We start from the raw sequence: 6587 nt of genomic DNA, 5'->3' as shown, positions 1-6587 counted from the left end.
AGCTCATCCACGGTTGTGGCCGGAGGGGTAACGGGCGACTTCGCCACGCGCCTTGGCCGGTGGCCACCGGCCAAGGCGCTAGGTCGCTTCCATCGCACAGATCATGGCCGTGCAGATACAAGGGGTTCTCTCCACGGACTCCTGTGCTCGTGGAGAGAACCCCTCACCCTAGTGAGTTCGCTGCTGGCGACTGAGCAGCCCTCTCCCACAAGGGGCGAGGGCACATCAACTGGCACCGCCAAGCGTGATGCTATTTGGCTACGGCGGTCAGCGCTTGCGCGTAAATCGCGCCACCAGCTCGACGTGCGGTGTGTGGCGGAACTGGTCGACAGGTGTGACGCCTTCGATCCTGTAGCCACCGTCGATCAGGATCTTGGCATCGCGGGCGAAGGTCGCTGCGTTGCAGGACACGGCCACGACGGTGGGCACCTTGCTTGCGGCAAGCTGGGTTGCCTGCGCCTGCGCGCCCTGACGTGGCGGATCGAACACGACTGCGTCGTAGTCGCGCAATTCCTGCGGCACCAGCGGGCGGCGGAACAGGTCGCGTGGCTCGGCTTTGACCGGCTTCAAGCCCGCCGTCGAGGTCGCGGCCTTCTGCAGGCTCGTGACAGCGCCGGCGTCGCTATCGAAGGCGGCGACCCGCGATTTCGTCGCGAGGCGCAGGGCGAACGGGCCGACGCCGCAGAAGAGATCGGCGACGTGCTTGGCGCGCTGGCAGTGATCGCTGACGAGCCGCGCCAGCGTCTCTTCGCCGGCGATGGTCGCTTGCAGGAACGAGCCCGGCGGCAGAATCACCGGGGCCGTTCCGATCATCACCGCGGGAGGCGCGCGCATCAGCACCAACTCGCCATGCCGCGTCAGCCGCGCCAGGCGATGCTGTTCGGCGATGCGCGACAGGGCGGCGATCATGGTCGAGGGCAGGGCGCCGGAGCCGCGGACGTCGACGTCGAGGCCATTGAGGGTTGCAGTCACCTGGATGTCGAGCGGCTTGCCCATCGCTATCAACGGCTCGGCGATCGCCCAGGCGGCGTCGAGCGCGCCGCTGAGACCCGGATCGAGGATCGGACAACGATCGACGGGGATGATGTCGTGGGAACTTGCTGCGGCGAAGCCGACCTTGAGCACCTCATGCGTGCCCATCCGCGCGTGAAGCGTGATGCGGCGGCGCCCGAGGCCGTGGGCGTCGATCAGCGGGGCGACCTCGGCCGCAACCTTGGCCTGCGCCAGCGCCTCGACGACGAGCTCGCGCTTCCAGGCCTGGTAGCTTTCATGATCCCAATGCTGGATCGCGCAGCCGCCGCAGACGCCGAAATGCGGGCAGAACGGCGCGATGCGTTCGGGACTGGCACGCTCGACCTGGAGCAATCGACGCCGGTCGGGATGGCCGGGAACGCTAGCCGCCTCGATCGTCTCGCCGGCGAGCGCATAAGGCACATAGATCGCCTGGCCGTTCTCCATCGCGACGCCGTCGCCGCGATGGCCGACATGGTCGATCATCAGCCGTTCAGCCACGGCGCGCGCCGAGGAAGAATTCGATGTTGCCGTCGCCGCCGGTGATCGGGGACGGAAAGACCTGGATATCGGTGCAGCCCTGGGCAGCGGCAAAGGCCGCGATGTCGTCGCAGATTTCCTGATGCACCATCGCGTTGCGGATGATGCCATGCTTCAAATGCTTTCGCTGCGCCTCGAATTGCGGCTTGATCAGCGCGAGCAGGTGCATCGGCGCTGCCGCGAGCGACAACGCGACCGGCAACACCAACTTCAGCGAGATGAAGCTGACGTCGATGACGACGACGTCCGGCCGCGCCGGCAGGCGCTTGCCCTCGAACGAGCGGATATCGGTCTCTTCCATCGACACGACCCTGGGATGGCCCTGCAGCGAAGGATGCAATTGGCCGTGCCCGACGTCGATGGCAAACACCAGGCTGGCGCCATTGGCGAGCAGCACCTCGGTGAAGCCGCCGGTCGAGGCGCCGACGTCGAGGCAGACGTGACCTTCGATGTCTACAGGATATTGTTCCAGCGCCCCGGCCAGCTTCACGCCGCCGCGCGAAACATAGGGGTGCGCGGGCTCCGCCGATAGCGTCGCATCAGGCGCAAGCATATCGGAGGGTTTACCGACCTGTTTGCCATCGGCGATCACGAGCCCGGCTTCGATCGCGGCGCGCGCCCGCGCCCGGCTCTCGAACAGGCCGCGCTCAACCAGCAGCACATCCGCGCGCTTGCGCGGGGCATGCTCGCTTTCGCTTTTCTTCATCGGCTTCGACCCGTCTTTCGCCCGTGGTCTGCGGCAAGGCGGACGCAGGCCTCGAAGCAGGTGAGGTCGTGCCAGATATCCGCAGGTGCAGCCTTCGGCGTCACGAGCGGGCAGCCGTGCAGGTCGAGGGCGTGCATCATCATCAGATTGTCGGGCAAGCCAAACTCTTCCACAGTGAGGCCGTGTCCATCGGCAAGCCGGCCGTCGGGCAACGTCGTCACTTCATATAGGCGCGCCACGCGAGTTGCATATGACGCGGGGTCGTTGGAATAGCCGAAGCACAATTTGCCGCGCCCCGCCATGTAGCCGAGCTCATAGACGGTGCCTGCGTCGGCACTGGGGCCACGAAACGGCGTCAAATTGGCGATGACGACATCGGCTGCCTCCATCATCGCCTCGTTGCCCTTGAAGATGATGAGGGAAGCGTCTAGCGCCGACAGATCGACCGCGTTGTCGAGCGGATAGAGGCCACTTAAGCCGTGACGCGCGCAAAGCTCGGCCTTGCGCCGTCCGATCTCGATTGCATCCGGCAGGAACACGTCGGGACCTGCCAGATAGATCTTCATCGCGGAATCCGCAGGCAAGCCTGAGGTCAGGCGAGCTTGACGGTCTCGGTCTTGAAATCCTTGCCGAGGGTCTCGAACACCTTGGCGACGATGCTCTTGGCGTCGAGGCCTGCCTGCGCATACATCGCCGCCGGCGTGTCGTGATCGAGGAACACGTCGGGCAGCACCATCGAACGCATGCGCAGACCGCCGTCGAGCATGCCGTGCTCGGCGAGGAGCTGCATCACATGCGAGCCGAAACCGCCGATCGAGCCTTCCTCGATGGCGATCAGGATTTCGTGGTCGCGCGCGAGCTTCAGGATCATCTCTTCGTCGAGCGGCTTCATGAAGCGCGCATCTGCGATCGTGGCGGAGAGGCCATGCGCCGCCAGCTCGTCGGCGGCCTTCTCGCATTCGGCGAGGCGGGTGCCGAAGGAGAGCAGGGCGACCTTCTTGCCTTGGCGGATGATGCGGCCCTTGCCGATCTCAAGGGGGATGCCGACTTCGGGCATTTCGACGCCGCGGCCTTCGCCGCGCGGATAGCGCACCGCGCTCGGGCGGTCGTTGATCGCCACCTGCGTTGCGACCATGTGCACGAGCTCCGCTTCGTCAGAGGCCGCCATGATGACGAAGTTCGGCAGGCAGCCGAGATAGGCGTTGTCGAACGAGCCGGCATGGGTGGCGCCGTCGGCGCCGACCAGGCCGGCGCGGTCGATCGCGAAGCGGACCGGCAGGCTCTGGATCGCGACGTCATGGACCACCTGGTCATAGCCGCGCTGCAGGAAGGTCGAGTAGATCGCGCAGAACGGCTTGTAGCCCTCGGCGGCAAGGCCGGCCGCGAAGGTCACGGCATGCTGCTCGGCGATGCCGACGTCAAACGTGCGGTTCGGGAACGCCTTGTTGAAGATGTCGATGCCGGTGCCGGACGGCATCGCGGCGGTGATGCCAACGATCTTGTCGTCCTTCTGGGCTTCCTTGACGAGGCTCTGACCGAACACGTTCTGGTAGGCCGGCGCATTCGGCTTGGCCTTGGTCTGGGTGCCGGTGGCGACGTCGAACTTGACCACGGCGTGATACTTGTCGGCGGAGGCTTCTGCCGGGCCGTAGCCCTTACCCTTCTGCGTCACGACGTGGACCAGGATCGGGCCGGTATCCATGTCGCGGACGTTCTTCAGGACCGGCAGCAGGTGGTCGAGGTTATGGCCGTCGATCGGACCGACATAATAGAAGCCGAGTTCCTCGAACAGCGTGCCACCGTCCATCATGAAGCCGCGGGAATATTCTTCGACGCGGTTGGCGCGGTTGGCCAGCACCTTCGGCAGATGCTTGTTGATCTGCTTTGCCGCCTCGCGCAGCGAGCGGTAGGTCTTGCCCGAATAGAGCCGCGACAGATAGGCGCTCATCGCACCGACCGGCGGGGCGATCGACATGTCGTTGTCATTCAGGATCACGATCAGGCGCGAATTCATGGCGCCGGCATTGTTCATCGCCTCATAGGCCATGCCTGCCGACATCGCGCCGTCGCCGATCACGGCGATCACGTTGTTGGTGCGGCCGGAGAGATCGCGCGCCACCGCCATGCCGAGCCCGGCGGAGATCGAGGTCGAGGAATGGGCGGCGCCGAACGGATCGTAGTCGCTCTCGCTGCGCTTGGTGAATCCGGACAGACCGCCGCCGGTGCGGAGCGTGCGGATGCGGTCGCGCCGGCCGGTCAGGATCTTGTGCGGATAGGCTTGGTGGCCCACGTCCCAGATCAGCCGGTCGCGCGGGGTGTCGAAGACATAGTGGATCGCGGTGGTCAGCTCGACCACGCCGAGCCCTGCGCCGAAGTGGCCGCCCGTCACGGAAACCGCGTCGATGGTTTCCTGCCGAAGCTCATCGGCGACCTGCCGTACCTGCTCCACCTTGAGCCGGCGCAGGTCGTCGGGCGTGCGGATTGTGTCGAGAAGCGGCGTCTTACTGTATGTGGTCACAGCGATATTCCAGTTCTTGAGGTCAGGGCCAGCGGCCCGACCGGAGATGGGGGCGCATCGATTGCGCCGTGAGAGTCCAGACGCCAGTTGCCGCCTTGGCAGGCCGGCGCCTGATTTGAAAGCCTAGATGCACTCCGGATCGAACCACGTGATATGCATCACGCTGGTAACTGCACCCGTCCCGGTCATTTTTTTCAGCCCTTTAAGAGGTATCCGCTGCCGCCAAATCTGCGGCAAGCTGCCCCCAAACAGCCATAGAACGGCAAGCTTTACACCAAAGCCGACGGCAAAGCCAAGCGGCCCAGCGGCTGGGTTCCCGGGGGAGCCCAAGCGGGGGAATTGAAAAGTCTAGGGTTTTTAACCGTGCCGGCGGGCGGAAGGTTCCAGCGCAAGCAAATTCCCGCCAGGCGTTGCCTCCGCGCCGCACATCTCGATCTGGCGCCAGGCCTGCTCGCGGGCAGCCGGATTGCCGGTCGCAACCTCCAGGGCAGCCTCCGGAAACGCCATCCGCTCCTTCAGCGGCACCGGACCGCACACGATCATGAAAAAATCGTAAGGATGCGGGCGTTGATTGGCCATCACGAACTGAAAATGCACCCGGAAGAACTGCCAGCGGAAGGTATTATAGTGCTCCGGCTTCACGATGTCGCGGAAGCGGACCGGCACAATAGTCGGATTGCGCCTGGTCTCGCCGAGTTCGATGCCGTGGCTCGAGATCGGATCGAACTGGTAGAAGTTCATTACGTCCTTGCGGGCCTGGCAGTCGATCCATTCAATCGAGGGTTCCAGGGCCAATTGCCGCAAATGGTCGCGAAAATCCTGCGATACCTTGTGAAAGCCGACAATCGGAAGATTGCCGCCAATGGTGAACAGCACCACGCGAGGGCCGTGGCGGCCCAATGACGGGTCGAGCCTCAGCGCCCGCGCCAGTATCTCGGTCCCTAAGAACGATCCCGAGCTGTGGCCGACCAGCACGATCTCGTCGGCATCGCTGCTGCGCGCGATGTTGACGAGGTGCCGTGCAAAACGGTCGATGCGCTCGTCCCACTCCGGACGCCGTCGATGCGAGAACTCCCAGGTCCAGATCGTGTCCGACAGGAGATAGAGCACGTAAGTGTTGTTCTCGGTGTATTTCAGCATGGTGCCGAGCACGGCCACGAAGATCGCGGTTGCCGCGGCAACACTGAAGAGATCGGGGACGCCGATCGCACTAAGGCCCTTTTCGAACACGAACGCGACTGCCGCAGCGCACAACGCTTCCAGCAGCAGCACGACGTGCGGATAGGTGATGAACGCCGTGAAACGCCAGTTCGCCCGCGTGAACCGGGCGATCGTGCCGGTGAAGACCAGCCCCCAATAGATCCAGAGGGCATGAAACACGGTACGCCAGATCGGCGCGGCGAGGTCGCGCTGGATGAAATCCTCGAACCGCAGGAAATCGTAGGACGTGCGGGTCTGCCAGTCGGCCGCCTTGGTCTCGATGGTCCAGGACGCGATCTCGTCGTCGTCGGCAACCTTCGGCCGGCTCATGGTGGCCGATAACTGGTAGAGACGGCTGAATTTCCGCAGTTCGGTCCTGAACATGCGGTAGTATTGCGCAAGGCCGCGCGGATCGTATCCCTGGATATAAATGATATGGCGGTGCCGAACGCGCACTTACTGTCCCCAGATGAGATCGGGACTATAGCAGCCAGCGCGATGCGCCAAGAGCTATTTCGGCCGACTCTGGGGAAGACCGGCAGATTCGCCTGAACCTGCTGCACGATTGCGACGCCACGTCGCGGTTAGATCATGATCCGATCAGACGGCATC

At 64.3% G+C, this 6587-nt stretch carries 5 protein-coding genes; all 5 read right to left on the bottom strand.

All coding sequences use genetic code 11. The annotated features are described in order from the left end of the window. Nucleotides 1-267: 267 nt before the first annotated feature. Nucleotides 268-1512, bottom strand: coding sequence for a class I SAM-dependent RNA methyltransferase (locus ACZIRK_RS31475; RefSeq protein WP_474418794.1), 1245 nt, complete (start codon nucleotides 1510-1512; stop codon nucleotides 268-270). After that, the gene (locus ACZIRK_RS31470) at nucleotides 1505-2257 is read right to left on the bottom strand and encodes a TlyA family RNA methyltransferase (RefSeq protein WP_474418793.1); all 753 of its coding nucleotides are present in this window, start codon (nucleotides 2255-2257) and stop codon (nucleotides 1505-1507) included. Before ACZIRK_RS31470 ends, ACZIRK_RS31475 begins: the two co-directional genes overlap by 8 nt. Beyond that, the gene (locus ACZIRK_RS31465) at nucleotides 2254-2823 is read right to left on the bottom strand and encodes a nucleoside 2-deoxyribosyltransferase (RefSeq protein WP_474418792.1); all 570 of its coding nucleotides are present in this window, start codon (nucleotides 2821-2823) and stop codon (nucleotides 2254-2256) included. The genes ACZIRK_RS31470 and ACZIRK_RS31465 overlap by 4 nt, the downstream gene beginning before the upstream one ends. Nucleotides 2824-2849: 26 nt before the next feature. Next, a complete protein-coding gene (gene dxs, locus ACZIRK_RS31460; RefSeq protein WP_474418791.1) occupies nucleotides 2850-4775 on the bottom strand; it encodes a 1-deoxy-D-xylulose-5-phosphate synthase in 1926 nt (641 codons plus the stop codon). Between the two features lie 357 nt (nucleotides 4776-5132). Further along, nucleotides 5133-6431 (bottom strand): hypothetical protein, encoded by a 1299-nt coding sequence (locus ACZIRK_RS31455; RefSeq protein WP_474418790.1) that lies wholly within the window; start codon nucleotides 6429-6431, stop codon nucleotides 5133-5135. Nucleotides 6432-6587: the final 156 nt, after the last annotated feature.

The sequence above is a fragment of the Bradyrhizobium sp. Leo114 genome, assembly GCF_055229415.2.
Note: the sequence above shows the minus strand (reverse complement) of the source record. Positions and strands in the feature narration are given on the sequence as shown.